This window comes from Sagittula stellata E-37, assembly GCF_039724765.1.
GTDB lineage: Bacteria > Pseudomonadota > Alphaproteobacteria > Rhodobacterales > Rhodobacteraceae > Sagittula > Sagittula stellata.
In genome coordinates this window covers 1,325,226-1,349,631 of record NZ_CP155729.1, presented here as the reverse complement: position 1 = coordinate 1,349,631, position 24,406 = coordinate 1,325,226, and the positions used below count along the sequence as shown (strand labels likewise).

The window sequence follows — 24,406 nt, the reverse complement described above, 5'->3', positions numbered from 1 at the left end:
AGGATTTCACAGGAGACACGCGCGATGACCCCCATTTTCCGGATGACGGCAGCCGCCCTGGCGCTTGGCGTCGGCTTGACCGGCGCAGCCTCGGCGCAAGACCAGTCGATCCTGATCGATGTGGAGCTGGAGCTGAACGGCATGCCCCTGCCCGGTGACGCCACACCGGAAGAGTCGGCAGCCTACGAGGTCCTGAACAAGTACTGTTCCGGGTGCCACCAGCAAGGGATGCTCGAAGAAGGGCTGACCAATCCGAAATCCGGGTTCGGGCACATCCTCGACGTGCGCCGCCTTGCGCAGGACCCGAAGTTCGTCGTGTCGGGCGAGCCCACGAAATCCAAGCTTTACCAAGTCATTGCGGGCGGCGCGCCCGCCATGCCGGACAACTGCTGGGACCCATCCTGCACACCCAAGCCGGAGGAAATGGCGTCGCTCGAAACGTGGATCACGAAACTGGGAGAGACCGCACCGCCGGAGCGCACCTTCGTTCCCCTGTCCGAACTCTACGCGTTGGCCCTGAAGGACCTGTCCGCCCAGCCCACAAACCGCCGCGACCGCACGCGCTACATTTCCATGCGGACGCTTTGGAACGACAGCGAGGTCACGCAGGAGAACTACGACGCCTACCTCGCCGCGACGGTGAAGCTGATGAACGCGCTCAGTTTCAACCCCAACGTCTACAAGTTCGAGAAGATCGACGAGAAGGGCATCCTGCTGCGGGTTTTCCTGCCCGATCTCGACTGGAACCACGAGAAGTGGGAGGTGATGGAGCGCGAGTATCCTTATGGGATGGAGTCCGACACCGATCCGAACCTCAGCACGCTCCAGACCATGGCAGGCACCAATATACCGGTGATCCGTGCCGACTGGTTCGCCGCGACCGCCTCGGCTGCGCCGATGTACTATGACGTGCTCGGCCTGGCCGACACGCTGAAGGGATTGCAACAGCAACTTGGGCTCGACATGCGGTCGAACATCCTGAACGAACAGGTGGTGCGCGCCGGTTTCCAGGATTCCGGCGTATCCACCAACAACCGCCTGATCGAACGCCATCCGCTTGGCAGCGGCATGTTCTGGACGTCCTATGATTTCTCGGGATCGAAGGGTCGGCAAAGTTTCTTCGAATACCCGCTTGGCCCTGTGTCCGCATTCGGCGAGGAGGTCTCGTTTCACGAGGATGGGGGCGAGTCGATCTTCACCCTGCCGAACGGCTTCCACGGCTACTACCTGAACACCACGGACGGCACCCGCCTGAACGTCGGCCCAACCGCCATCGTGCGCGACACCGACTACCCGGACGGCACCGGCGAGGTGGTGAACGGCATCTCCTGCATGTCCTGCCACTCCAAGGGCATCCGCTTCAACGACGATCACGTGCGCGAGGTGGCGCTGAACAACCTCGCCCTGTCGCCCGCCGTGCGCCAGACCGTCGACGCGATCTATCCCGGCAAGGAAGTGGTCAACGACTACTTCCAGAAGGACATGGAGGCGTTCTTTGCCACCCTCCAGAAGGCCGGCATCGACCCGGAGACCAAGGCCGCCGGGCTGGAACCCGTGCGCGGCCTGATGGTGTACTTCGTCGACTACTTCGTGAACTACGAACAAGCCGCCAACGAGCTGGGGTTGACCGAGGACGAGCTGACCGCCCGCGCCGCCTTTGCCGGGACAGAGAACGCCTCCCTGTTGCAACGGTTGAAGGTTTCGCCCATCGCGCGTGACGAATGGACCGCGGTCTACCCGGTGCTGCTGGACAAGCTGACCGACTACCGTCCGATCCTGACCGATCACCGCACGACCGCCGCACTGTCGCACTCGGTCAGGCAGGTGGTACAGGGCACGCCCTACGACAGCGTGGGCCAGACCGGCGGTCAGGCCATCGTAACCCATGCCGACGCCAAGCAGTTCGGGGCCGACTACGATGCCACGCAGCACTCGGTCACGGCGCAGAGCCACCTGACCGTCTACACCGACAAGCCCACCTACAAGGTCGGAGACCCGCTGCGCATCTTCATCGAGCCGCGCCACGACTGCCGTCTGACGCTGATTTCCATCGACGACGACCACGACAGCTGTGTCCTCTACCCCTTCCCGGGCCTGCCGGACGTGGTCATCAAGGGTGGCACGCAATACGTCTTCCCGCCGCAGGGCGCGCTGCGCACCTCCGAACCGGGGCTCGAAACGATCCTCGCGATCTGCAACGGCTCCGACGCGGCGATCAGCAAGGAACGGTCCGGCACCAACTCCGTCTCCTGTTCCGCCAACCACCAGCCGATCTCGCGCGAGAGCTACACGTCGGTGGTGAACGAGACATTGATCCTCGACCTCAACCCCGGCGGCGGCGACCAGCTGACCACCGCAAGCGGCGCCGATTACCGCGCCGTGTCCAGCCACAACCCGAACGTGACCAAGGCGCAGATCTCGGTTCTCGTCCAATCTCAATGAGGCCGACAATGCGACATCTGTTCCTTGCCCTGGCGTTCTGCGCACCGCTTGCCGCCCACGCTCAGAGCGGCGAGATCTTCATCCCCGGCGGCGACGACAGCGCGCTGCCGGACGATACCGCCGCACGGCCGACAAGCGCCCTGGCCCGCTGCCTCGCCTCTCCGGATGCGGCCACCTGTGCCGGGGCGACAGTCGATCCCTCAGGCGCAATGAACGAATCCGCCGTGCCGCAGGTCCAGTTCGAAACGCTGGTCCTGGACCTCGACCAGAAGAAGGTGACCTCCACCGCCGCACCGCCCGCCGCCGCGCCGAACTATGCCGCACCGCAACCGGCGGCGCACGGCACGGTTGCACTGCCGTCGGTCGCCGTCACGATCGAGTTCGACTTCGATAGCGCCAACATCCGGGGCGACCAGTTCGGCAAGTTGACCGCCCTTGTGGCCGCGCTTTCAGACCCGGCTCTGGCGGGCACGTCATACGCCGTAATCGGGCACACCGACGCCTCCGGCTCCGAGGGGTACAACTGTGACTTGTCTCGACGGCGGGCCGCCTCAGTCGCGGGTGCGCTCAATGCCGCTTATGTCACACTGCCGCTCTACCCCGTGGGGTTCGGAGAGCATGTGCTCAAAAACGTTTACGATCCCCGCGCGCCAGAGAACCGCCGCGTGACCTTCATGCGGTTGCCCGACGCGCCCGGTGCGGTGCTCCAGACCGCTGGCGCCGTGTGCCAATACTAGGCCAAATACCACCTATGCGAGAAACGCATGTCCGGCTCGCGCGGGCGTTTGAACCGTTGACACTGCAAGCGACAAGGCTAATTGCTGCGGACAGCGGTTCACAGGCAAAGGGGTCTCGCGGTAATGAACATGGTACCCGACACCGATATCGACACGCAGACACCGGCTGGCGACGCACCTGCCAAGTTCCTGACGTTTCGCCTCGCACGTGTGCAGGCCAAGCTGAACGCCCAATCCAGCCGAATCCTGAAGGAGCATGCTGGGATCACTCTGACCCAATGGCGCCTGCTGTCGCTGATTGGCGGAGCAGGCCGCACGACCGCCGCGCACCTGTCGCGTGAAGTGGCGATGGACAAGGGCCTGATCTCCCGCAACATCAAGACGCTGGTCACGGATGGTTTCGTGAAAGTGACGCTCGATCCCGAGGATCACCGCGCGCAGCATCTCGAACTGTCGCCGCACGGGCTTCAGGTCTTTCAGGACACCCTGCCACGGATGCGCGCCCGGCAGGACGCCCTGCGCGCCCACCTGGATATCGAGGAGGAGCGCATCCTGGACCGCGCTCTTGAAAAGCTGGAGCGCGCGGCAGAGGATCGCTCCCTCGGCTGACCCCTCCGAACAACCGGAGCGCGGCCTGGAGGGCGGGCCGCTGAGCCTGCGAAGGCTCAGTCGGGGCGTCCGGAAGGGTGCGCCGCAACACACCTGCGCCATCGGTCAGAGCGTTACCCGCACAGATCCGCTGCGCGCGCTTTCCGCGATGGCGTGGATCACCTTTTCGAACCCGAGCGCATCGGTCATCGACGGATAGGCCTGCGCGCCGTCACGGATCGCTGTCAGAAGCTCTGCCGCCTCGATCACCTTCAGGTCGTTGAATCCGATCTGGTGGCCCGGTGCGGGGACGAAGGCGCCGAACGGCGGATGGTCCGGCCCGGTCAGGATCGTGCGGAACCCCTGTTCGCCGCGCGGCCCCTCGTTCAGGTAGACCTGCAACTCGTTCATCCGCTCCTGCGCGAAACAAATCATCCCCTTGGTCCCGTGTATTTCCCAGTCCAGCCTGTTCTTCCGGCCCCAGGCGGAACGCGATGTGGAAATCGATCCGTGCGCACCGTTGGCAAATCGGATCAGCGCGGTGGCAGTGTCCTCATTCTCGACGGGCGAGCGCCCCGAGCCGTCCGCCAGCGGCCGCGACTCGTGTACCACCTGCATGTCCGCGACAAGGCTTTCGACCGGCCCTGCGAGGCCGACGATCATCGACACGAGGTGACAGCCCAGATCGCCGAGCGTGCCGAGCCCGGCATCGGCCAGTTTCGCACGCCATGTCCACGGCAGGTCCGGATCGGCCTGGTAATCCTCGTCGACCCAGCCCCGCACGTGCACCACGCGTCCGATGCGCCCGTCCTCGATCATGCGCCTGGCGTGCTGGTAGGCAGGATTGCGTATGTAGTTATAGCCAAGCATCGTCACGACCCCAGCCGCGCGGGCCGCTGCCTCCATTTCTTCGGCGTCGGCCAGCGTCAGAGCCATGGGTTTTTCACACCAGACGTGCTTGCCGGCCTTGAGCGCTTCCAGTGCCATCTCGCGGTGCAGGTTGTTCGGCGTGGTAATGCTGACGACATCGACGTCCGGATCGTTCACCAGCGCGCGCCAGTCGTCGGTCGCACGGGCAAAACCGAACTGCCCTGCCAACTGCTCTGCCTTGGCCATCGGCATCTCGCAAAGCATTTCCATGCGCACGTCGGGCAGATTGCCACCCAGCACCGCGCGGGCGTTGCGCCAACCCAACGCATGCGCCTTGCCCATGAACCCCGTGCCGATCACGCCCACGCCAATCCCGGTCATCTTCAAGATCCTCCCGCTGTCTTTGGCATGGCGTAGCCGTTTGCCACCCGATCCGGCAACGCTGCACGTCAAGCGCGACAGAAAATCTTGCAAAATACATCAGAATGCCGCAGTCGGGTTCGGGTATACCTTCAGGACACACCATGGCCCGCCGCCCCACAATCAACGATCTTGCCGCCGAGGCGCAGGTTTCCGTCGCCACCGTCGACCGCGTGCTCAATGGCCGCGCTAAGGTGCGCGAGGAGACCGCGCGCCGGGTGTACGAGGCCGCGCAGCGTATCGGCTATCACGCCGCCGCCCTGATCGGGCAACGCATGATGGCCGACCTGCCCGAGATCCGCTTCGGCGTGGTCTTCAACAAGGAACGCCAACCGTTCTACCAGGACTTCCGGACGGAGATGGAAAGCGCCATCGCCCGTGCGCCGAACATTCGCGGGCGCATGATCGTCGATTTCGTGCCATCGCAAAGCCCGTCGGATTTCGCGGCCGTACTGGAGAAGACAGCCGCACGCACCGATGCCCTGGTCGCGACGGCGGTGAACCATGTGCAGGTCACCGACACCATCGCCCGCATCCAGGACAACGGTACGCCCTGCTTCTCGCTGCTCAACGATTTCGCGCAGGGTGTCCGGCAAAGTTACATAGGCGTCAATAACATGAAGGCCGGGCGTGTCGCCGCGCACATGGTGATGAAGGCGATCCAGCGTCCGGGCAAACTGGGCGTTTTTGTCGGCGGTTTCCGTTGGCACGGGCACGAACTGCGCGAAACCGGCTTCCGCTCCTACTTCCGTGAATTCGGACCGGACTACAGCGTCCTCGACACGCTCGTGAACCTCGAAACCCGGCAACTGACCTACGAGGCGACGCTGGAACTGCTGCAGCGGCACCCCGACCTGAAGGGGCTGTATTGTGCAGGTGGTGGCATGGAAGGGGCCATCGCCGCCCTGCGGGAGGCGCGCGCACCCGGGCAGGTGGCGCTTGTCGTGCATGAAATCACGCCCGAATCCCGTGCAGCGCTGGCCGACCGCTATGCAGAGATGGTGATCGCGACGCCGCTGCGCCAGCTTTGCGAGGCCGCTGTGAAACTGGTGTCCGACACAGTGCTGAACGGGACCACTGGCACGCCGGGACAACTGTTCCTGCGCCCCGATCTGTATCTCCCGGAATCCGTCTGATCTTTTCATTTCGCCCCCCTGCAGCCTCTCAGAAATGATAGGAAAAACCGCAGAGGCGTTGACGCAGGACGTCCCTTGGCGACAGGTATCGGCAAGGGAGACGGCGGCCAGAAGGCCCCGTGGAGGATTCTATTCGTGAAGGCAGATGACATGACGAAACCCCTCGACGTGATCACGATCGGGCGGTCCTCCGTGGACCTCTACGGCGCGCAGGTCGGTGGCCGTCTCGAAGACATGGCCAGCTTCAACAAATACATCGGCGGCTCACCGACCAACATGGCGGCCGGTACGGCGCGGCTGGGGTTGAAGTCGGCGCTCATCACCCGCGTCGGCGATGAGCACATGGGCCGGTTTATCACCGAACAACTTGCGAAGGAGGGCGTGGACACGCGCGGCATCGTCACCGATCCGGAGCGCCTGACTGCATTGGTGATCCTCGGCATACGCGACCAGGAGCAATTCCCCCTGATCTTCTACCGTGACAACTGCGCGGACATGGCGCTGTGCGAGGATGACATCGACGAGGCCTACGTGACCTCAGCACGCGCGGTGGTGGCGACCGGGACACACCTAAGCCACCCTCGGACCGAAGCGGCGGTGCTGAAGGCACTCAATATCGCCCGGGCGAACGGGATGCAGACCGCGCTCGACATCGACTATCGCCCGAACCTTTGGGGATTGTCCGGCCACGGCGACGGCGAAAACCGGTTCATCGCCTCCGACAAGGTGACTGCCAAGCTGCAATCCACCCTCCATCTGTTCGACCTGATCGTCGGCACCGAAGAGGAATTTCACATCGCAGGCGGCACCACCGACACCATTGCGGCACTACGCGCGGTTCGCGAGGTGTCCGGCGCAACGCTGGTCTGCAAACGCGGCCCGATGGGCGCATCCGCTTTCGAGGGGCCGATCCCCGACAGCCTCGACGACGGCCAGACCGGCCCCGGCTTCCCCATCGAGGTGTTCAACGTGCTGGGCGCGGGCGACGGCTTCATGTCCGGGCTGCTGAAGGGCTGGCTCGATGGCGAGGACTGGCCGACCGCGCTGAAATACGCCAACGCCTGCGGCGCCTTCGCCGTGTCGCGCCACGGCTGCGCGCCCGCCTATCCTTCCTGGACCGAGCTCCAGTTCTTCCTCGACCGGGGCGTGCAGGAAAAGGCGCTGCGCAAGGACAAGGCGCTGGAGCAGATCCACTGGTCGACGAACCGCAAGGGCGACTGGTCGACGATGCGGGTCTTCGCCTTCGACCACCGCATGCAGCTTGAAGAGCTGGACGGCGCGACGGATGCCAGGATCGACGACTTCAAGGAGCTGTGTCTGGACGCCTGCGCCGAAGTGGCGAACGGCCAGCCGGGCTTTGGCCTGCTCTGCGACGGTCGTCTTGGCCGGCAGGCGCTCTATAAGGCTGTGGGCACCGGTCTGTGGATCGGCCGCCCGGTGGAATGGCCGGGATCGCGCCCGCTTAGGCTTGAGCCTGAGATCGGCCCGGACTTCGGCGGGCTGAACGAATGGCCGCTTGAGCACGTGGTGAAGTGCCTGTGCTTCTACCATCCCGACGATACGCCGGAGATGAAGCAGCAACAGGAAGACACGGTCACCCGGCTGTTCCACGCCTGCCGCCGCAACAACCTCGAATTCCTGCTGGAGGTCATCCCCTCCAAGGTCGCGGAAGTCACCGACACCACGACTGCAGAGGTCATCCAGCGCTTCTACGACATCGGCGTCTATCCCGACTGGTGGAAGCTGGAACCGATGAAGACCGAAGCGGGTTGGCAGGCCGCCTGCGACGCCATCGAACGCAACGATGCCCACACGCGGGGCATCGTCGTGCTGGGCCTCGCCGCCGCCGAGGACGCGCTGGCCGAAAGCTTCAGGTTCGCCGCGCGGTTCCCCCTGGTGAAGGGTTTTGCCGTCGGCCGCACGATCTTTGGCGACGCCGCGCAGGCCTGGATGAAGGGCGAGATGTCGGACGCCGATGCCATCGCCCTAATGAAGGACAACTACACCCGGCTCTGCACCATATGGGACGATGCGCGCGCGCAGGCGTCCGCGCAGGCCGACACGACACGACAGACCGCCTGAGGGAGGGCGCCGATATGGCCATGATACGACTGACCGCCGCGCAGGCGATGGTCCGCTACCTGTCCAACCAGATGAACGAGGACGGCGAACGCTTCCTCGCCGGGTGCTGGGCGATCTTCGGTCACGGCAACGTGGCTGCGATGGGCGAGGCGCTCTACCACGAGCGCGAGACCCTCCCCACGTGGCGCGGCCACAACGAACAGACCATGGCGCATGCCGCCATTGCCTATTCAAAACAACTGGGCCGCAAACGCGCAATGATGGTGACATCTTCCATCGGGCCAGGCGCGACCAACATGGTCACCGCCGCCGCGCTTGCCCACGTGAACCGCATTCCTGTCCTGCTGGTCCCGGGCGACGTTTTTGCCAACCGTGGCCCCGATCCGGTGCTCCAGCAGGTCGAGGACTTCGAGGACGGCACAATCAGCGCCAACGACTGCTTCCGGCCGGTGTCGCGCTACTTCGACCGCATCACCCGCCCCGAGCAACTTCTGACCGCCCTGCCCCGTGCAATGGCAACCATGACCGATCCGGCACAGTGCGGGCCGGTGACGCTGGCCTTCTGCCAGGACGTGCAAGCGGAGGCCTATGATTACCCGGAGGCGTTCTTCGAGCCGACGACGTGGCACCAGCGCCGTATCCGCCCCGACGAAGGCGAACTGGCCCGCGCGGCGGAGGCGATCAAGACGGCGAAAAAGCCGCTGATCGTCGCCGGTGGCGGTGTGCATTTCTCGGACGCCTGCGCCGACCTTCGGACCTTCGCGGAAACCTTCGACATCCCCGTGGTCGAAACGCAGGCGGGCAAGTCGTCGCTGGCTTGGGATCATCCGCTGAACCTTGGCCCCGTGGGCGTGACCGGCGCTGAATCGGCGAACCGGGCCTGTGCCGAGGCGGACCTCGTGCTGGGCGTCGGCACGCGCTTCCAGGACTTCACCACCGGGTCGTGGACCGTTTTCAGCGGCGGCGCAAAGCTCGTGTCGCTGAACGTGCAGGCCTACGACGCCGTAAAGCATGGCGCGATGCCTCTGATGGCGGATGCGCGCGTGGGCCTGCGGGATCTCGCCTCGGCGCTTGGCAGTTACAAGGGCGGCCTGAACATCGAAGGCTTCAAGGAGGCCTGGTTCGGCAAGGTCGATCCGCTGACCGATGCGCCTGCCGAGGGCAACGAACTGCCGACCGACCAGCAGGTCATCGGCGCGGTGCAGCGCGCGTCCGGCCCCGATACCGTCGTGATGTGCGCCGCAGGCACCATGCCGGGCGAGTTGCACAAGCTGTGGAAGGCGCCGCGCCCCGGAGCCTATCACATGGAATACGGCTTTTCCTGCATGGGCTACGAGATCGCAGGCGCCATGGGGATCAAGATGGCCCAGCCCGAACGCGACGTGATCTGCATGATTGGCGACGGGTCCTACATGATGGCCAACTCCGAGCTTGCTACGGCGGCGGCGATGGGTCTCAAGATCACCGTCGTCATCACCGACAACCGAGGCTACGGCTGCATCAATCGGCTCCAGATGGGCACCGGCGGCGCGGAGTTCAACAACCTTCTGGATCATTCCTCTGCCGCGGACAGCAACATCGACTTCGCCGCGCACAGCGCCGCGATGGGCGCAGCGTCGGTCCACGTCTCGAACATCGCGGAACTGGAGGACGGACTGGCCCGTCCCAAGGACGCGACCGGCCCGTTTGTGCTGGTGATCGACACCGATCCCTACCCCTCGACCCCGCATGGCGGCAACTGGTGGGACGTGGCTGTGCCCGAGGTCTCGGAGCGCGCCGAAGTGAACGACGCCCGCAAGGGCTACGAAGCCGCGCTGCTCGAGCGCACGTGAGGATAGCACAATGACCGTCAAGATCGGCATCTCCCCCATCGCATGGCAGAACGACGATCTGCCCGACCTGACCTCTGCCTACACCATGGAGCAGTGCCTGAAGGAGGCCCGCGAAATCGGCTATACCGGCGTCGAGCGGGGCCGCCGGATGCCCGCGGACACCGAGGGGCTGAAGGCCTATCTCCAGAAGTACGACATCGCGCTTTGCGGTGGCTGGTGCTCCGGCAACCTGCTGGTCGCCAGTGTCGAAGAGGAATGCGCCGCGATCACCCAGCAGGTCGATCAGTTCATCGCGTTGAACTCCCCCTGCCTTGTATACGCAGAGTGTTCAAACACCGTGCAAGGCATGGCGAACACGCCTGTCAACGACCGTCCAAAGCTGTCCCGGGACGAGGTTATGGCCTATGCCCGCAAACTGTCCGAGGTGGCAAAGTGGATGCAGGACCGTGGCATGGTCCTGTCCTACCACCACCACATGGGCAGCTTCATCGAAAGCGAGGAAGAGGTGACCTGGCTGATGGAGGGGTCTTCCCCCGAGGTCACGCTGTGCTTCGACACCGGCCACCTGTTGTTCGGCGGCGGCGATGTCATGGCGACGATGGACCGCTGGGCAGATCGTATACACCATGTGCACTTCAAGGACATCCGCCCGGATATCGTGAAGGACGTGCGCGAGAACGACCGCTCGTTCCTCGACGCCGTGATCGCGGGCGCCTTCACCGTGCCGGGCGACGGCTGCATCGATTTTCAGGCCGTGGCCGACAAGCTGGCGAAGATGTCCTTCAACGGCTGGATCGTGGTCGAGGCCGAACAGGATCCGGCCAAGGCGCCGCCCTACGAATACAGCCAGAAGGGCTATCAGCACATTCTGGAGGTCTGCGCAAACGCAGGCCTGACTGTCGAAACCTGACGCCATGGCCCGCCTTCTCGACGTCCAGCACCCATTCTTCAAACCGCTCTGGCGGCGGATCGTGACGGTCGCGGCCTGCCTCGGCTGGGCATTGCTGGAACTGTCATGGGGTGGGCCGATGTGGGCGCTGCTCTTCGGCCTGATCGGCCTGTACTGCGCATATCAGTTCTTCTTCGCCTTCGATCCGAAAGAGGCGGAGACCAAGGAGGAGGATTCATGAAAGACGTCGGTTACTTCGATATCGAGGACTGCGACCTGCAGGACTTCGCCCGGCTCTGCGGGCAGACCCTTTCAGCGGGACAGCTCCGCTTTGCCACTGACGTTCAGAAGAACGTCCCGCTCTACGACATGCCCTCTCTTACCGCGGCCCTCAGCGACCCGGCGCAGCGTCAGTCCCTGCTGGCTGAATGGGGCTGGGTGCTGGGCCAGTCCGCAGGGGCGCTGGTGCTGAAGGGCGCCTACGAGGACACCGCCCCAATCGACGCCGCCAGCCGCGCCTATGAGGCGATCATCGCGGAGGAGAAGGCGCGCTCCGGCGGCGGGGCCGATCACTTCGCCGCGGCGGGTGCCAACGACCGGATCTGGAATTCGCTCCAGAAGCTGTGTGAAACGGATCCCGAGACCTTCGCCCTCTACTTCGGCAACGACGCCATCGCGGCAGTCTGCGAAGCATGGCTCGGGCCGTGTTACCAGATGACCGCGCAGGTCAACCTCGTACGGCCCGGTGGCAAGGCGCAGGTCGCGCACCGCGACTATCACCTCGGCTTCCAGACGGCAGAGGCGGCAGGGCGCTTCCCGGCGCATGTGCACGACCTGTCCGCGGTCATGACGTTGCAGGGCGCTGTGGCGCATTGCGACATGCCCGTCGAAAGCGGACCGACCAAGCTGCTGCCGTTCAGCGAGCTTTTCCGCCCCGGTTACATGGCTTACCGCCGCGACGATTTCCGCGCGTATTTCGAAGACCACTGCATCCAGCTTCCGCTTGCGAAGGGCGACGCGGTGTTCTTCAATCCGGCGCTGTTCCATGGCGCTGGGTCGAACCACTCGTCGGACATCAACCGCATGGCCAACCTGCTGCAGGTTTCCAGCGCGTTCGGTCGGGCGATGGAGTCGATCGACCGCACCGCCATGGTCCGGACACTTTACCCGGTGGTCCGGGCGCTGCGGGCCGCTGGCCGGCTGGACGACACCGGCACCGCCGCCGCCATCGCGGCCAGCGCCGAAGGCTACAGCTTCCCCACCAACCTAGACACCGACCCGCCGGTGGGCGGGCTGGCCCCGGAAACGCAGGCGGCGCTGTTCCACCGCGCCCTGTCGGAAGACATGGCCCCGGACGCCTTCAACGCCGCGCTGGATGCGCAGAACGCCCGCCGCCGCGCGTGAAACAGCTTGTAGGGCGGGGCTTCGCGCCGCCCACCTCACGGAAAGGACGACCCATGACACATCTCCTGCGCAAGCCCTCCGGCACCTCCGGGCAGGTCCAGAACGTCACCATCGAGAATGCCCGGACACCGGACAGCCCCGACTGGGGCTACGTCGGTTTCGACCTCTGGCGGCTCTCACCCGGCGAGACGGCCAAGGGAGAGACCGGCGATCTGGAGGTCATCCTCGTCCTCGTCGAAGGCAAGGCAGAGGTGACGGGCGCGGGCGTGTCTTTCGGCGAACTGGGCGACCGGATGAGCGTATTCGACCGCACGCCACCGCATGCTGTCTACGTGCCGAAGGCCACCACGTGGGAGGCCGCGGCCACCACCGACTGCACCCTCGCGGTCTGCTCCGCACCGGCCACAGGCGATTACCCGGCGGCGCAGATCAGCCCGGAGGGCGTCGACCTCGTGACCCGCGGCAAGGGTGCGAATACGCGCTACATCCACCCCATCGCGATGGAGGAGCGCGACGTCGCCTCCTCCCTTCTCGTGACGGAGGTCTTCACACCTGCTGGCAACTGGTCGTCCTACCCGCCGCACCGCCATGACGAGGACAACTTCCCCGACATGACCTATCTGGAAGAGACCTACTATCACCGCCTGAACCCTGCGCAGGGCTACGGCCACCAGCGCGTGTTCACCGAGGACGGGTCGCTCGAAGTGACCATGTCGGTCTCCGATCACGACGTGGTGCTGGTGCCGAAGGGTCACCATCCCTGCGGCGCGCCCTACGGATACGAGATGTATTACCTGAACGTCATGGCTGGCCCGATGCGCAAATGGCGGTTCAAGAACCACCCGGACCACGACTGGATCGCACAGCGCGACGCATGAAACCATGACAGGCGGGCCGGGATGTCGTCACGGCCTGCCCCACCGCCTTGCGCCATCCCGGGCCTTTCAGGCAGGCGGCAGGAGTTTTCCGGGATTGAGGATGCCCTTTGGGTCGAGCGCCGCCTTGATCGCGCGCATCATGTCCAGCGCCACAGGGTCCTTCCGGCGCGCCATGCTGCCCAGCTTCGACCGGCCGATACCGTGTTCGGCCGAGAAGGTGCCGCCCAGCAGACGGACCAGATCCTCCACCGTTTCCATCACCGGTGTGACGCAGGCGGCATCGGTCACACGCACCGCATAGTGCACGTTCCCGTCGCCCAGATGCGCCACGACCATGGCATCTGCCTGCGGGTCCACCTTGGCGACGCGTTCTTCCGCCTGCTCAAGGAAGGTCTGGACCTTGTCCAGCGGCACCGCCACGTCATTGACCACGCAGGGTTTCTTGGCCAGCGACAGCTCTGCCGCCGCTTCCCGCCGTGTCCAGAACGCGGCGCGCTGCGCCTCGCTCGTCGCCACGGCGGCATCCATCACCAGCCCCTCTTCGAACAGCGTTCCCAGCGCGTCTTCCAGCAGGCCCGACAGAGGCACGCTGCCGTCCGGGCCGGGAGATGCATCGCGCGGAGCGGTGGCGCCCAGTTCGACAAGGATGTTCACGTCGTGCGGTTCCGCAAAAGGCGCTTGGGCCGCCGGATGCAGCGCGGCGTATGCGTCCATGTAGGCGCGCGGCATGAACTCGAAGGCCTCGACGGCACCCCCGGTGATGTCCTGCAGCCGGTTCAGCAAGGTCAACGCCACATCGACCGACTGCGCGGCTACCATCGCCGTGGCAAAGGCGCGGGGTTGCGGGACCAGTTTGACGACGGCCCGGGTGACGATGCCGAGCGTCCCTTCGGAGCCGATCAGCAGGTGCCGCAGATCGTAGCCGGTGTTGTTCTTGTGAAGCTCGGACATCAGGTCGACGACGCGCCCGTCGGCCAGCACCGCTTCCAGCCCAAGGACAAGGTCGCGCGTGTTGCCGTAGCGCAGGACGTTCGACCCGCCTGCGTTCGTGGCCAACAGTCCACCCAGCCGGGCAGAGCCCTTTGCGCCAAACGTCATGGGGAACGCGAGCCCCAGCTCTGCCGCCGCCGCGTGAAGGTCGGACAGGATCACCCCGGCCCCCACCCGCGCCAGCCGTGCCTCAGGGCGGATTTCCTCGATCCGGTCCAGCCGGTCGAGCGAGAGCATGATGGCCCCTTCGCCTTCGGTCCCGCCGGACAGGCCCGTATGGCCGGAGACCGGGACCACGGGCGTCCCGCTATCATGTGCCAGCCGCATGACAGCCGAAACCTCGGCCGTGTCGCGCGGGCGAACCACGCAAAGCGGTGTCCAGCGGTACTGTCCTGTCCAGTCCTGCGACCAGGGTGCCATGTCCTCTCCGGTCAGGACCTGCGTCACGTCTTTCAGTGCATTGATCATTCAGGAACCTTGAAGGTCAGCGACGCCCAGAGGCTTTCCCATGCCGGGTCACCGTTCGAGCCCGGATCGCGCTCCTCCATGACCACGCTGTCGACGAGATAGAAGTGCCCGGGCGACAGTTCGAGCATGGCCCTGCCCTCTGCGTCGGTGCGGTAATGGCGGATATCCACGGTGCCGTCCGGCGCGCGGTCGAACAGTTCGACCTGCACGTCGGCTCTCGGCTCATCCTTGTAGAACACGCGCACCGGGAAGCCCCCGGACAAATCGTCGGTGAAGGGGTTCGCTTCGGCGACGATCTCGGTCAGCAGACCGACCTGCACGTCCTGCCCCTCTCCGTCGCCGACCGCAATCAGGCTTTTGGCATGGCGGGAGTAGCGCTCGCGGACCTGTTCGGGATCGAGGCCACGTTCGATGTGCCGCGCACAGGCCCACGCAATGTCCTTGTGCGCACAGAACCGTTCGAATGTGGCAAAATCCTTGTAGGTCAGCGTGTAGTCGCGCGTCACATGAACCACCGTGGCCAGCCCTTCGCCAGGTACGGTCATGTTCAACGCGGGCTTGTCTCCGGCACGCCCTTCGACGGGCAGGACATCGCCGCCCATCAGGATCTCGAACCGGGTGAAATTGGGCGGCACATAGGAGAACGTCGCGCCCTCCAGTTTGTCCCCGACGTAGAGATCCGCAACCAGCGGCGCCCCTTCGGCCACCGTGCCGTCGACCGGCTCGATCCAGAATTCATGGGCGCTCGCCGGCATCGCGGCGACGCAAAGCGCCAGAAACAGACGTTTCATTCGGTGTCCTCCCGAGCCTGTGACCTAGCGTTCAGCCGGTTGCCTGCAAGCGGCGTTCAAGCTCCTGTGCGAGATCGTGCATCCGACCCTGAAAGCGCTTGTCCAGACCGCCCTTCGCCAGCTTGAGCGATTGCACCAGAAGGCGGGCCGACAGCGTTGTGGGGGCCATCTCGACCTCGACGCTGACACGTGTACGGGCGCGCGCCAGGGCCACGACATCCATCACCATGACCACTTTCAAGCCGCCACTGATCGAAGAGAAGACCATCCGTTCCGGCGGCGTGTATTCGGTGAGGGTAATGTCGGCTTCCCGCTTCTTGCCCCGGTAGGTAAAGCCCACCCGCCATTCCATGCCTTCGGTGGCTGCGGCCCCGCCCTTGACCCTCTGGACATCGACGCCGCGCCGGAGCGCCTGCCGCTCCACGGTTTCGAGGTCCGAGAGAGACCGAAAAACCTTGTCCAGCGGTGCCTCGATGTCTTCTCGTGCCTTCAACTTCATGTCGTCTTACCGCCCTTGTCCACACAACATGGTCCCCATGGATGAGGACCATACGCGCAGGGTGCCGTCAATCCAAACGGTCCGCCAGCCATGCCCTCAGCATGAAATGCGCAATCGCACCGCGCCTTGCAGGCATTAGATCCGGCCGCAGACCGGCCGCGGCGTCGGCCACCTCCTCGCGCGTGACCCATCGCGCGTCCTCCAGTTCGACCGGGTCCAGCACGATGTCCGTGGTGTCCGCCTCGCCATGGCAGCCGATCATCAGCGAGGACGGGAAAGCCCACGGCTGGCTGGCGAGATAGCGGACGGCACCGACACGGACCCCGGCCTCTTCAAAGACCTCGCGGCGGACGGCGGCCTCGATCGTCTCGCCCGGCTCCACGAAACCGGCCAGGCAGGAATACATCCCCTCGGGCCAGCCGGGCGAACGCCCCAGCAGGCAGCGGTTGCCACGGGTGATCAGCATGATGACGACCGGATCGGTGCGCGGGAAATGCGGCGCGTTGCACGACGGGCACTGCCGCTGCCAGCCCGACTGCCGGATGTCGGACGCCGCTCCGCAGCGCGCACAGAAGCCGTGGCTGTCATGCCAGCCGTGGATCGCCTTCGCGGTCGCCGCCAGCTCGGCGTCGCGCGCGGTGAGCCGCGTCATGATGCGGCGCAGCTCGGCGAACCGTCCTTCCGGTGCCATGGGATGCTGCTGTTCGCTGGGGTCCACGAAACTGCCCAACGTCTCTGCCGTTTCCTCCGGCTCCCAGCCCGAGATATCGGTCGCCCACGTCAGGACACCGTCTTCGCGCCCCAGAAGGATCGGGGCGCGCACCGCGTCCTTCAGCACAGGGTGATCGATGGGCAGCCGCAGGAGTGTCAGGTCCCGGTCCTCGCCGGCCACCAGCGGTTTGCCGTTCCACAACACCACCAATTGCCCGCCGTGATCGGCCAGCAGGTCCGTCGTGCCGCGCAGCTCTGCTGCCCGGTCCAGACCAGATCCGCCGAATGTCACCTGTTCCGCATGACGCATGTGCCGCCCTCCCTGCCTAGCCCCTTCATGCACAGCGGCACGCAAAGATGCAATTCATCGGCGGCGACCTGCCATGCCGTCGCGGAATGCGAAAAAACTGTCACACCGCCGTGCCTTTTCCGTGCAACCTGACCGCAGAAAAAACCTGACATCCGATGGGGGAACCATGACACACAAACAGAAACCACGGTTCAGCCGCCGCCAGTTCCTTGCGGGCACCACCGCCGGGGCGGCCCTGATCGTCCTGCACCCGTACTCCGCCAACGCCGCCGCCAACCAGGCGCATCTGCGGATCATGGAGACGACCGATCTGCACGTGCACGTCTGGCCCTATGACTACTACGCCGACAAACCCGTCGACACCGTGGGTGTGGCCCGCACTGCCTCGATCATCGAACAGATCCGGGCCGAGGCGACCAATGCGCTTCTGGTCGACAACGGCGACTTCCTTCAGGGCAACCCGATGGGCGACTACATCGCCTACGAGCGGGGCATGAAGGAGGGCGACATGCATCCGGTCATCACCGCGATGAACACGCTGGGCTACGACGCCGCCACCATCGGCAACCACGAGTTCAACTACGGTCTCGATTTCCTTGCGAAGTCCACTGCGGGGGCGGAGTTCCCCATCGTGCTCGCGAATATCGCCAAGAACCAAGGCGCCAATCCGCGCGAAGACGAGACTCTTTACAAGCCCTATGTGATCCTCGACCGCGAGGTGACGGACGGTGCGGGCACGGCACATCCGATCCGGATCGGCATCATCGGCTTCACGCCGCCGCAGGTCATGAACTGGGACCGCAAGCACCTCGAAGGCAACGTCACCGCCCGCGATATCGTGGAAACGGCCGAGGCCTACGTGCCCGAGATCCGCGAACAGGGCGCCGACATCGTGATCGCGCTGTCGCACTCCGGCATCGGGTCCGCCGACCACGAGGACGGGATGGAAAACGCCTCCGTCCCGTTGGCGGCGGTCGAGGGGATCGACGCGCTGGTGACGGGGCACTCGCACCTCGTCTTCCCGTCGCCGACCTACGAAGGGTTCGCCGCCGTGGACGCCGACAACGGACTTCTGCACGGCAAGCCCGCCGTCATGGGCGGCTTCTGGGGCTCGCACCTCGGGCTGATCGACCTGCTGCTTGAGCGGGACGGCAACACATGGCGCGTTGTTTCCGCCACGACCGAGGCGCGTCCGATCTCTCAGCGCAACGAGGACCGCTCCGTCGAGCCGCTGGTCGAAAGCTACCAGCCGGTTCTGGACGCCACCGAACAGCAGCACGAGGAAACACTGGCCTACGTGCGCCGCGCCGTCGGCAAGACCTCTGCCCCGCTGCATTCGTACTTTGCCCTCGTGGCCGACGATCCGTCCGTGCAGATCGTCTCCATCGCGCAGCAATGGTACATCAAGCAGATGCTGCAGGGCACGGAGTACGAGGACCTGCCGGTCCTCTCCGCCGCCGCACCCTTCAAGGCCGGCGGCCGGGGCGGTCCGGAGTATTACACCGACGTTCCGGTGGGCGACGTGGCGATCAAGAACGTCTCCGACCTCTACCTCTATCCCAACACCGTCCGTGCTGTGAAGGTGACGGGCGCGCAGGTGAAGGACTGGCTCGAACGCTCTGCCGGGATGTTCAACCAGGTGGAACCGGGCGCGACCGATGCCCTCCTCCTGAACCCGGATTTCCCGTCCTACAACTTCGACGTCATCGACGGTGTGACCTACCAGATCGACCTGTCGCAGCCATCGAAGTTCGACCGCGAGGGTAACGTCGTGAACGCCGACGCCAACCGCATCGTCGACCTGATGTACGAAGGCCAGCCGGTGACCGACGACATGGAGTTCGTCATCGCGACCAACAACTACCGCGCCTCCGGCGGCGGCAGCTTCCCGGGCGCGAAGGGCGACACCATCATCTTCGAGGCGCCCGACACCAACCGAGACGTCATCGTGCGCTACATCGTCGAACAGGGCACCATCGACCCGAAGGCCGACGACAACTGGTCCTTCAAGCCGATGGACAACACCACCGTCCTGTTCGAAACCGGCCCCAAGGCGCGTGACCTGCTGTCGGATGTCGACGGCGCGAAGATCGAGGATGCCGGCGACGGCGAAAACGGCTTCGCGATGTTCCGCATCACGTTGTGATCCATCGGCGGGGCGGCGCCGGCGGCGCGCGCCCCTCGACCAAAGTCGCGTATCCGAATTCGACCGGCGCCCGATTTCCATGCTATGCTGCCCTCCGGAGGAGACATGACCGGAGGGTGGCAGGATGCTGGAGGAGGCACTCTTGCACGACGCTTCGGGCGCGCCCGCGAACCATCGCGGACGCACCCGCTCGCATGACTGGGACGAGGTGCAGGCTTTCTGCCGCACCGTCTACATGCCCTATCGTGTCCGTCCGCTGGAACGCGGCGCACGGCCTGACGCGACGATGCTGTCCGCACAAGCGGGCCGCGTGACGATGACGCGGTTTTCCTACGGCACTGGCATCTTCCTCGACAGTTTCGACCCGGACGCGGGCAACATCATCGTCCTGAACACGCTGCGCGGGGCCCTGTCCCACCAGACATCCGGCACGCCCGCCTCCACCGGCGCCGGAGAAAGCTTCGTCGTCGATTGCTCGCGCACCGATTACTGGCTGGAAGGCGACACCGACCACATGCAGTTCAACCTGACCATCCCGCACGCCGTGATGGAAGAGACCGCACGACGCTGGTTCGGCTTCGTCCCCGACGACCGGCTGTGGGCCTGCCGGACGAAGTTCGGCGGCCCGGGGTCTCCGTGGCTGGCTCTGCTGGACTACGCCGCCCGCACCATGTCCGGTCCCGGAGCGATGCCGGCGGACGGCCCGCTGGCTCGTCACCTCGAAGAGTTCATCTGCATCGAACTGCTGCGCCGCTGGGCCATGGCCGCCGGTATCCGGCTGGAGGATGGCGCCCGCACCGCCGCCCCCGGCTATGTCCGCCGCGCCGAGGAGATCCTTGAGGCCGAGGCACGCGAAGCGCCGGTGATAGGAGATGTCGCCCGCCGCGTCGGCGTATCGGCACGCACCCTGTCTGGCGGGTTCCAGCGGTTCCGGGGCCAGTCTCCGCGCGAATTCCTGGCCGGGCGCAGGCTGGACGGGTTGCGGGCAGAACTGGAAAGCGCGGACGCGGACCGCTCCGTTTCGGATATCGCGTCCGACTGGGGGTTCGTGAACCTCGGTGCGCTGGCCGGGCGCTACCGCGAACGCTTTGGCGAATTGCCTTCGCACACCCGTGCACGCGCAGTCACACGGCACAAACTGGTCTGAACAACGCTTCCGAAAACGGACAGCCCCTGCCGGTCACGGACAGAAAGCCGCCTTTGGTGGGGGTACGCTCCCGCCATGGGAAAACCCTATGGGAGGACAAAATGAAAGATCTCAAGGCCAATTGCGATGCCGTGCTGTCGCGTGTGACAAGTGACAGCCCCCGCGTGCCCGGCGTCGTCGCCATGGTCACCGACCGCGACGGCGACATCTACGGCGGCAGCGCAGGCGACCGGCGCCTCGGCGATGGAGAGATGAGCCTCGACACCGTGTTTGCCATCTTCTCGACCACCAAGGCCATCGCCGGGACGACCGCCCTGCAATGCGTCGAAGAGGGCCTGCTGGACTTCGATGCGCCCGCAAAGACCTACGCCCCGGCCATCGGAAACCTGCAAGTGATCGAAGGCTTCGATGGCGACGGCAGCCCGCGCCTGCGCGCGCCGAAGTCCGACGTGACCACCCGCCAGCTCATGCTGCACACCGGCGGTTTCGGTTACGATTTCTTCAACGAGAGCTACAAACGCATGGCCGAGGAGCATGGGCAGCCCTCCGTCGTATCCGGCACCCGCGCCGCCATCGAGACGCCCCTGCTGTTCGATCCGGGCGAGAAGTGGGAATACGGCACGAACATCGACTGGGTCGGCCAGGTGGTCGAGGGTATTCGCGGCAAGCGCCTTGGCGAGGTCATGGCAGAACGGGTCTTTGCGCCGCTCGGGATGACGGATATCGCCTTCACCCGCACCGACGACATGAAGGCGCGTACGGCGACGATCCACGCCCGTGGCGAGGACGGCAGCCTGTCGCCCATGGACGGCTTCGCACTGCCCGACAACCCGGAGGTCGACATGGGCGGCCACGGTCTTTACGGGACCGTTCCCGAATACATGAAGTTCATCCGCATGTGGCTGAACGATGGCGCCGGTCCCAATGGCCGGGTGCTGAAGCCCGAGACTGTTGAGTGGGCCGTGAAGGGCGCGCTGGTGCCGCCGCAGAAAGTGACCATGCTGCCCGGTGTCATCCCGTCGCTGTCCAACGATGCGGAATTCTTCCCCGGGCTCGGCAAGGACTGGTCCTACACCTTCATGGTCAATACCGAGACTGCGCCCACGGGCCGTCCGGCAGGCGCCATCGGCTGGGCCGGGCTTGCCAACAGCTTCTTCTGGATCGACCGGGCGGCGGGCGTCGGCGGGTACTGGGCAACCCAGATCCTGCCGTTCGGAGACCCGGTGTCATTCCCCGGCTACCTCGACTTCGAGAGCGCCGTCTATCAGGCCATCGCCGCAGCGAAGGCCGCCTGACCGCACTTTAGGACCGTCCGGAAACTTAGGCGGGGGCGGCACGCCGTTCCCCGCTTTTTTCACGGCCTTTGGGAGGAGGACCGATGAAAGACCTGATCACCTTCGAGACCCTGCCCGACTGGGTGCCGGGCCGCCTGCTTCAGGCCAGCGACGGGCTTGGCTGGAAAAACGTGGCGCTCCGCTCCTACCACTACCAGGGGCAGGACGTGACCGTGCCCGCGATGCGGGACTTCCTGCTGGTGGGATATCGCTCCGGCGTCACTCCGATGCAGCGCCGGTTCGACGGGCGCTGGACAAGGGAGACGCTGGGCCCGGGCGCCGTGTCTCTTCTGACTCGCGCGCAGCAGGTGTCGTGGAACTGGGTGGAACCCATCGACGTGACGCATGTCTACCTGTCAGGCACGCTTGTGGCCGAGGTCGCCAGCGAAGTGCTCGACTGCACCGTGACCGACGTCGCACTGGCCGACATCCTGCGCACCGAAGACCCGGTGATGAGCCATGCCATGAAAGCCATCTCCGACGAGGCACAGACCCAAGGGCTTGGCGGCGCGCTTTATGTCGACAGCGTGGCGCGCGGGCTGATCGTCCACCTGTTGCGGCGCTATGCGATGGTGCGGATGCCGCCTGACAGGGATCGGGGCGGCCTGAGCCGCGCGCAGCAGGCCCGCATTCTCGACTACATCGACGCCGGGCTGTCGCAGTCGCTCGACCTGACCGGCATGGCCGAGGCGCTGTCGCTGACGCCCTGCCTCTTTGCCCGCCAGTTCCGCCGCAGCTTCGGCCTGCCGCCCTACGCTTTCGTCAAGGCGCGACGGCTGGAACGTGCCCGGCACCTTCTGGCCCGCACCCCTCTGCCTATTAAGGCGGTGGCGGCGGATTGCGGCTTTTCCGACCAGGCCCATCTGACGCGGCTGTTCTCTGCCGCCTACGGCGTGACACCCGCCGTCTTCCGGCGGCAGGCGTCGTGATTTCCAGCGCAGGTCCGGCGCCTCTTGACCGAGGCAGCGCACGCCTTCCGGGCACGCTGCCCCGACGCGATCACTCCGCCGCTTCGACTTCCGGCGTCTTCGACATGGCGAACCCTTCGTAGCCGTTCTGCGCAATCTCTTCGCACTTCTTCCGGTAGGTGCCGACGCCGCCGGTGTAGGACAGCACCCGGCGCGGTTTGCCCGCCACGTTGGAGCCGGTGTACCACGAGTCCGTTTTCGAGATCAGCGTGGCATTGGCCGTCTCGTCATGGTGCGCGACCCAGGCGTCCTCCGCTTCTGCCGTCGGTTCGATTACCGTCTCGCCCGCGGCCCGCACCGCCTTGATGCAGTCGGTGATCCATTCCGTCTGCTGCTGCAGGCAGGTGGTCATGTTGCATAGGGCCGCCGAGGGGGCGAGCGGCGCACCGGTCATGAACAGGTTCGGGAAACCGTACTTCTGCATGCCGAGCGTGGTGCGGATGTCCTTCGCCCATTCGTCGCGCAGCGTCATGCCGTCGCGACCGGTGATGTCGATCCGTGTCAGCGCACCCGACCCCGCGTCGAACCCCACAGCCATGATGATGATGTCGAGTTCATGGACCGTGCCGTCGGCCAGCTTCACACCTTCCGGCACGATCTCGGCAATCGGATTGTTCCTGACCGGAACGGCTGTGACATTGTCCTGCCGGTAGACCTCAAGGTAGTTCGTCTCAAGCGGCACCCGGTGCGTACCAAACCCGTAATCGCCCGGCTTCGGCACGAGGATGTCGATCAGGTCCGGGTCCTTCAGCCGCGCCTCCATCTTCTCGCGGACGAAGGCGCTGATCTCTTCGGACACCTCCGCGTCAAAGAACATCTCGCCGAACGAGGCGAGCCACAGCTTCAGCGACCCGTCGGCGTGGGTGTCTTCGAGGATCCGGCGGCGTTCCTCCGGCGTGCAGTCGGCCCAGGCGTGCTCAAAGTCGTACTCGAACCCTGTGAAGGTCACGGGCAGGTTGGTCTTAAGCTCATCCCAGCGCGCCTTGTAGGCGGCGGCCTCTGCCGGGCCGTACTTCGGGTTTTTCATCGGCAGAACGTATTGCGGCGTGCGCACGAAAACCGTGAGGGAGCCGACGACCGGCGCGATGGTCTGGATCACCTGGATACCGGTCGCGCCGATCCCGATGACGCCCACGCGCTTGCCTTCGAGATCGACGCCCTCCTTGGGGTAAAGGCCGGTATGGACGATGGTCCCTTTGAACGTGTCCTGCCCCCGGAACCGGTCGGTCAATGGCGCCGACAACATGCCGGTACAGCCGATCAGGTAGCGGGTGTCGTACGTCTCGCCGGTGTCGGTCGTCACCGCCCATCGGCCTGTGCCCTCGTTCCACTTGGCCGACGTCACCCTTTCACCGAATGTGATGTCCTTGCGCAGGTCCAACCGGTCCGCGATGTAATGCATCCAACGCTCGATCTCGGGCTGGCCGGGGAACCGTTCGCTCCAGGTCCAGTCCTTGTAGAGGTCTTCGTCGAACAGGTACTGGTAGATGTAACTCTCGGAATCGAACTTTGCTCCGGGGTAGCGGTTCCAGTACCAGGTGCCGCCTACGTCAGTGCCGGCCTCGACACCGTGCACGTCGAGTCCCTCGCGCCTCAGTTGGTAGAGCTGGTATAGCCCCGCCACGCCCGCGCCGATCACCAGTGCGTCCAGTTTCCGTGTCATCCTGTTCCTCCCATTGGGTGTTTTTCCCGGATGGCCCCTCCCGGCCAGCCGATCCGGAAAGGCTAGGCGGCCCCGGCCCGGGGGGTCTTGAACGTTCCTGA

Annotated in this window: 20 protein-coding genes; 14 read left to right on the top strand and 6 right to left on the bottom strand. The window is 65.3% G+C overall.

Going from position 1 to position 24,406, the window contains the following annotated elements; translation table 11 throughout:
- Positions 1-24: 24 nt before the first annotated feature.
- The 3 genes from ABFK29_RS06380 to ABFK29_RS06370 all read left to right on the top strand — a co-directional run bounded on the left by ABFK29_RS06380 (position 25) and on the right by ABFK29_RS06370 (position 3,788).
- Positions 25-2,442, top strand: coding sequence for a DUF4384 domain-containing protein (locus ABFK29_RS06380; protein ID WP_040604742.1), 2,418 nt, complete (start codon positions 25-27; stop codon positions 2,440-2,442).
- Between the two features lie 8 nt (positions 2,443-2,450).
- Positions 2,451-3,179: an OmpA family protein gene (locus tag ABFK29_RS06375; RefSeq protein ID WP_005860560.1), complete on the top strand. Its 729-nt coding sequence runs from the start codon at positions 2,451-2,453 to the stop codon at positions 3,177-3,179.
- Between the two features lie 123 nt (positions 3,180-3,302).
- Positions 3,303-3,788 (top strand): MarR family winged helix-turn-helix transcriptional regulator, encoded by a 486-nt coding sequence (locus ABFK29_RS06370; protein ID WP_005860558.1) that lies wholly within the window; start codon positions 3,303-3,305, stop codon positions 3,786-3,788.
- A gap of 105 nt (positions 3,789-3,893) precedes the next feature.
- Here the strand turns inward: ABFK29_RS06370 and ABFK29_RS06365 are convergent, their stop codons facing one another.
- Positions 3,894-5,018, bottom strand: coding sequence for a Gfo/Idh/MocA family protein (locus ABFK29_RS06365; RefSeq protein ID WP_005860556.1), 1,125 nt, complete (start codon positions 5,016-5,018; stop codon positions 3,894-3,896).
- Between the two features lie 143 nt (positions 5,019-5,161).
- On the opposite strand from ABFK29_RS06365, the gene ABFK29_RS06360 reads away from it, so the two are divergent.
- The 7 genes from ABFK29_RS06360 (at position 5,162) to iolB (ending at position 13,278) form a co-directional block, all read left to right on the top strand.
- The gene (locus ABFK29_RS06360; RefSeq protein WP_005860554.1) at positions 5,162-6,193 is read left to right on the top strand and encodes a LacI family DNA-binding transcriptional regulator; all 1,032 of its coding nucleotides are present in this window, start codon (positions 5,162-5,164) and stop codon (positions 6,191-6,193) included.
- Positions 6,194-6,343: 150 nt separating this feature from the next.
- Positions 6,344-8,275, top strand: coding sequence for a bifunctional 5-dehydro-2-deoxygluconokinase/5-dehydro-2-deoxyphosphogluconate aldolase (locus tag ABFK29_RS06355; protein ID WP_005860552.1), 1,932 nt, complete (start codon positions 6,344-6,346; stop codon positions 8,273-8,275).
- Positions 8,276-8,289: 14 nt separating this feature from the next.
- Positions 8,290-10,107: a 3D-(3,5/4)-trihydroxycyclohexane-1,2-dione acylhydrolase (decyclizing) gene (gene iolD, locus ABFK29_RS06350; RefSeq protein WP_005860550.1), complete on the top strand. Its 1,818-nt coding sequence runs from the start codon at positions 8,290-8,292 to the stop codon at positions 10,105-10,107.
- A gap of 10 nt (positions 10,108-10,117) precedes the next feature.
- Entirely contained in the window at positions 10,118-11,017 is a 900-nt protein-coding gene (iolE, locus tag ABFK29_RS06345; RefSeq protein WP_005860548.1) for a myo-inosose-2 dehydratase, read from the top strand.
- Between the two features lie 4 nt (positions 11,018-11,021).
- Positions 11,022-11,237 carry a hypothetical protein gene (locus ABFK29_RS06340; RefSeq protein ID WP_005860546.1) on the top strand — a complete coding sequence of 72 codons (216 nt, stop codon included), beginning with the start codon at positions 11,022-11,024 and terminating at the stop codon, positions 11,235-11,237.
- On the top strand, positions 11,234-12,400 hold the full coding sequence (locus tag ABFK29_RS06335; RefSeq protein ID WP_005860544.1) for a phytanoyl-CoA dioxygenase family protein: 1,167 nt from the start codon (positions 11,234-11,236) through the stop codon (positions 12,398-12,400). Before ABFK29_RS06340 ends, ABFK29_RS06335 begins: the two co-directional genes overlap by 4 nt.
- A 53-nt stretch (positions 12,401-12,453) precedes the next feature.
- Positions 12,454-13,278, top strand: a complete 825-nt coding sequence (gene iolB / locus ABFK29_RS06330; protein ID WP_005860542.1) for a 5-deoxy-glucuronate isomerase — start codon at positions 12,454-12,456, stop codon at positions 13,276-13,278.
- 66 nt (positions 13,279-13,344) lie between these two features.
- Here the strand turns inward: iolB and ABFK29_RS06325 are convergent, their stop codons facing one another.
- From ABFK29_RS06325 to nudC, 4 genes are all read right to left on the bottom strand, one after another.
- Positions 13,345-14,736 (bottom strand): FAD-binding oxidoreductase, encoded by a 1,392-nt coding sequence (locus ABFK29_RS06325; RefSeq protein ID WP_005860540.1) that lies wholly within the window; start codon positions 14,734-14,736, stop codon positions 13,345-13,347.
- Positions 14,733-15,527, bottom strand: coding sequence for a DUF4198 domain-containing protein (locus ABFK29_RS06320; RefSeq protein ID WP_005860538.1), 795 nt, complete (start codon positions 15,525-15,527; stop codon positions 14,733-14,735). The genes ABFK29_RS06325 and ABFK29_RS06320 overlap by 4 nt, the downstream gene beginning before the upstream one ends.
- Before the next feature lie 31 nt (positions 15,528-15,558).
- Complete coding sequence (locus tag ABFK29_RS06315; protein ID WP_005860536.1) at positions 15,559-16,026, bottom strand: SRPBCC family protein; 468 nt, start codon at positions 16,024-16,026, stop codon at positions 15,559-15,561.
- A gap of 67 nt (positions 16,027-16,093) precedes the next feature.
- Positions 16,094-17,047, bottom strand: a complete 954-nt coding sequence (gene nudC / locus ABFK29_RS06310; protein WP_005860534.1) for an NAD(+) diphosphatase — start codon at positions 17,045-17,047, stop codon at positions 16,094-16,096.
- A 166-nt stretch (positions 17,048-17,213) separates the two neighbouring features.
- On the opposite strand from nudC, the gene ABFK29_RS06305 reads away from it, so the two are divergent.
- From ABFK29_RS06305 to ABFK29_RS06290, 4 genes are all read left to right on the top strand, one after another.
- A complete protein-coding gene (locus tag ABFK29_RS06305) occupies positions 17,214-19,193 on the top strand; it encodes a bifunctional 2',3'-cyclic-nucleotide 2'-phosphodiesterase/3'-nucleotidase (protein WP_005860532.1) in 1,980 nt (659 codons plus the stop codon).
- Positions 19,194-19,317: 124 nt separating this feature from the next.
- Positions 19,318-20,340, top strand: coding sequence for an AraC family transcriptional regulator (locus ABFK29_RS06300; RefSeq protein WP_005860530.1), 1,023 nt, complete (start codon positions 19,318-19,320; stop codon positions 20,338-20,340).
- A gap of 101 nt (positions 20,341-20,441) precedes the next feature.
- Positions 20,442-21,635: a serine hydrolase domain-containing protein gene (locus ABFK29_RS06295; RefSeq protein ID WP_005860528.1), complete on the top strand. Its 1,194-nt coding sequence runs from the start codon at positions 20,442-20,444 to the stop codon at positions 21,633-21,635.
- Between the two features lie 83 nt (positions 21,636-21,718).
- On the top strand, positions 21,719-22,603 hold the full coding sequence (locus ABFK29_RS06290; RefSeq protein ID WP_005860526.1) for a helix-turn-helix domain-containing protein: 885 nt from the start codon (positions 21,719-21,721) through the stop codon (positions 22,601-22,603).
- 70 nt (positions 22,604-22,673) lie between these two features.
- On the opposite strand, the gene ABFK29_RS06285 is transcribed toward ABFK29_RS06290, so the two are convergent.
- On the bottom strand, positions 22,674-24,305 hold the full coding sequence (locus ABFK29_RS06285) for a flavin-containing monooxygenase (RefSeq protein WP_005860524.1): 1,632 nt from the start codon (positions 24,303-24,305) through the stop codon (positions 22,674-22,676).
- Between the last annotated feature and the right edge of the window lie 101 nt (positions 24,306-24,406).

Coding starts and splice junctions, on each gene's coding strand:
- ABFK29_RS06320 (WP_005860538.1), bottom strand. CDS start 15,527: ATGAAACGTCTGTTTCTGGCGCTTTGCGTCGCCGCGATGCCGGCGAGC.
- ABFK29_RS06340 (WP_005860546.1), top strand. CDS start 11,022: ATGGCCCGCCTTCTCGACGTCCAGCACCCATTCTTCAAACCGCTCTGG.
- ABFK29_RS06290 (WP_005860526.1), top strand. CDS start 21,719: ATGAAAGACCTGATCACCTTCGAGACCCTGCCCGACTGGGTGCCGGGC.
- ABFK29_RS06335 (WP_005860544.1), top strand. CDS start 11,234: ATGAAAGACGTCGGTTACTTCGATATCGAGGACTGCGACCTGCAGGAC.
- ABFK29_RS06370 (WP_005860558.1), top strand. CDS start 3,303: ATGAACATGGTACCCGACACCGATATCGACACGCAGACACCGGCTGGC.
- ABFK29_RS06365 (WP_005860556.1), bottom strand. CDS start 5,018: ATGACCGGGATTGGCGTGGGCGTGATCGGCACGGGGTTCATGGGCAAG.
- ABFK29_RS06300 (WP_005860530.1), top strand. CDS start 19,318: ATGCTGGAGGAGGCACTCTTGCACGACGCTTCGGGCGCGCCCGCGAAC.
- ABFK29_RS06325 (WP_005860540.1), bottom strand. CDS start 14,736: ATGATCAATGCACTGAAAGACGTGACGCAGGTCCTGACCGGAGAGGAC.
- ABFK29_RS06375 (WP_005860560.1), top strand. CDS start 2,451: ATGCGACATCTGTTCCTTGCCCTGGCGTTCTGCGCACCGCTTGCCGCC.
- ABFK29_RS06295 (WP_005860528.1), top strand. CDS start 20,442: ATGAAAGATCTCAAGGCCAATTGCGATGCCGTGCTGTCGCGTGTGACA.
- ABFK29_RS06360 (WP_005860554.1), top strand. CDS start 5,162: ATGGCCCGCCGCCCCACAATCAACGATCTTGCCGCCGAGGCGCAGGTT.
- ABFK29_RS06305 (WP_005860532.1), top strand. CDS start 17,214: ATGACACACAAACAGAAACCACGGTTCAGCCGCCGCCAGTTCCTTGCG.
- iolE (WP_005860548.1), top strand. CDS start 10,118: ATGACCGTCAAGATCGGCATCTCCCCCATCGCATGGCAGAACGACGAT.
- iolB (WP_005860542.1), top strand. CDS start 12,454: ATGACACATCTCCTGCGCAAGCCCTCCGGCACCTCCGGGCAGGTCCAG.
- nudC (WP_005860534.1), bottom strand. CDS start 17,047: ATGCGTCATGCGGAACAGGTGACATTCGGCGGATCTGGTCTGGACCGG.
- ABFK29_RS06355 (WP_005860552.1), top strand. CDS start 6,344: ATGACGAAACCCCTCGACGTGATCACGATCGGGCGGTCCTCCGTGGAC.
- ABFK29_RS06315 (WP_005860536.1), bottom strand. CDS start 16,026: ATGAAGTTGAAGGCACGAGAAGACATCGAGGCACCGCTGGACAAGGTT.
- ABFK29_RS06380 (WP_040604742.1), top strand. CDS start 25: ATGACCCCCATTTTCCGGATGACGGCAGCCGCCCTGGCGCTTGGCGTC.
- iolD (WP_005860550.1), top strand. CDS start 8,290: ATGGCCATGATACGACTGACCGCCGCGCAGGCGATGGTCCGCTACCTG.
- ABFK29_RS06285 (WP_005860524.1), bottom strand. CDS start 24,305: ATGACACGGAAACTGGACGCACTGGTGATCGGCGCGGGCGTGGCGGGG.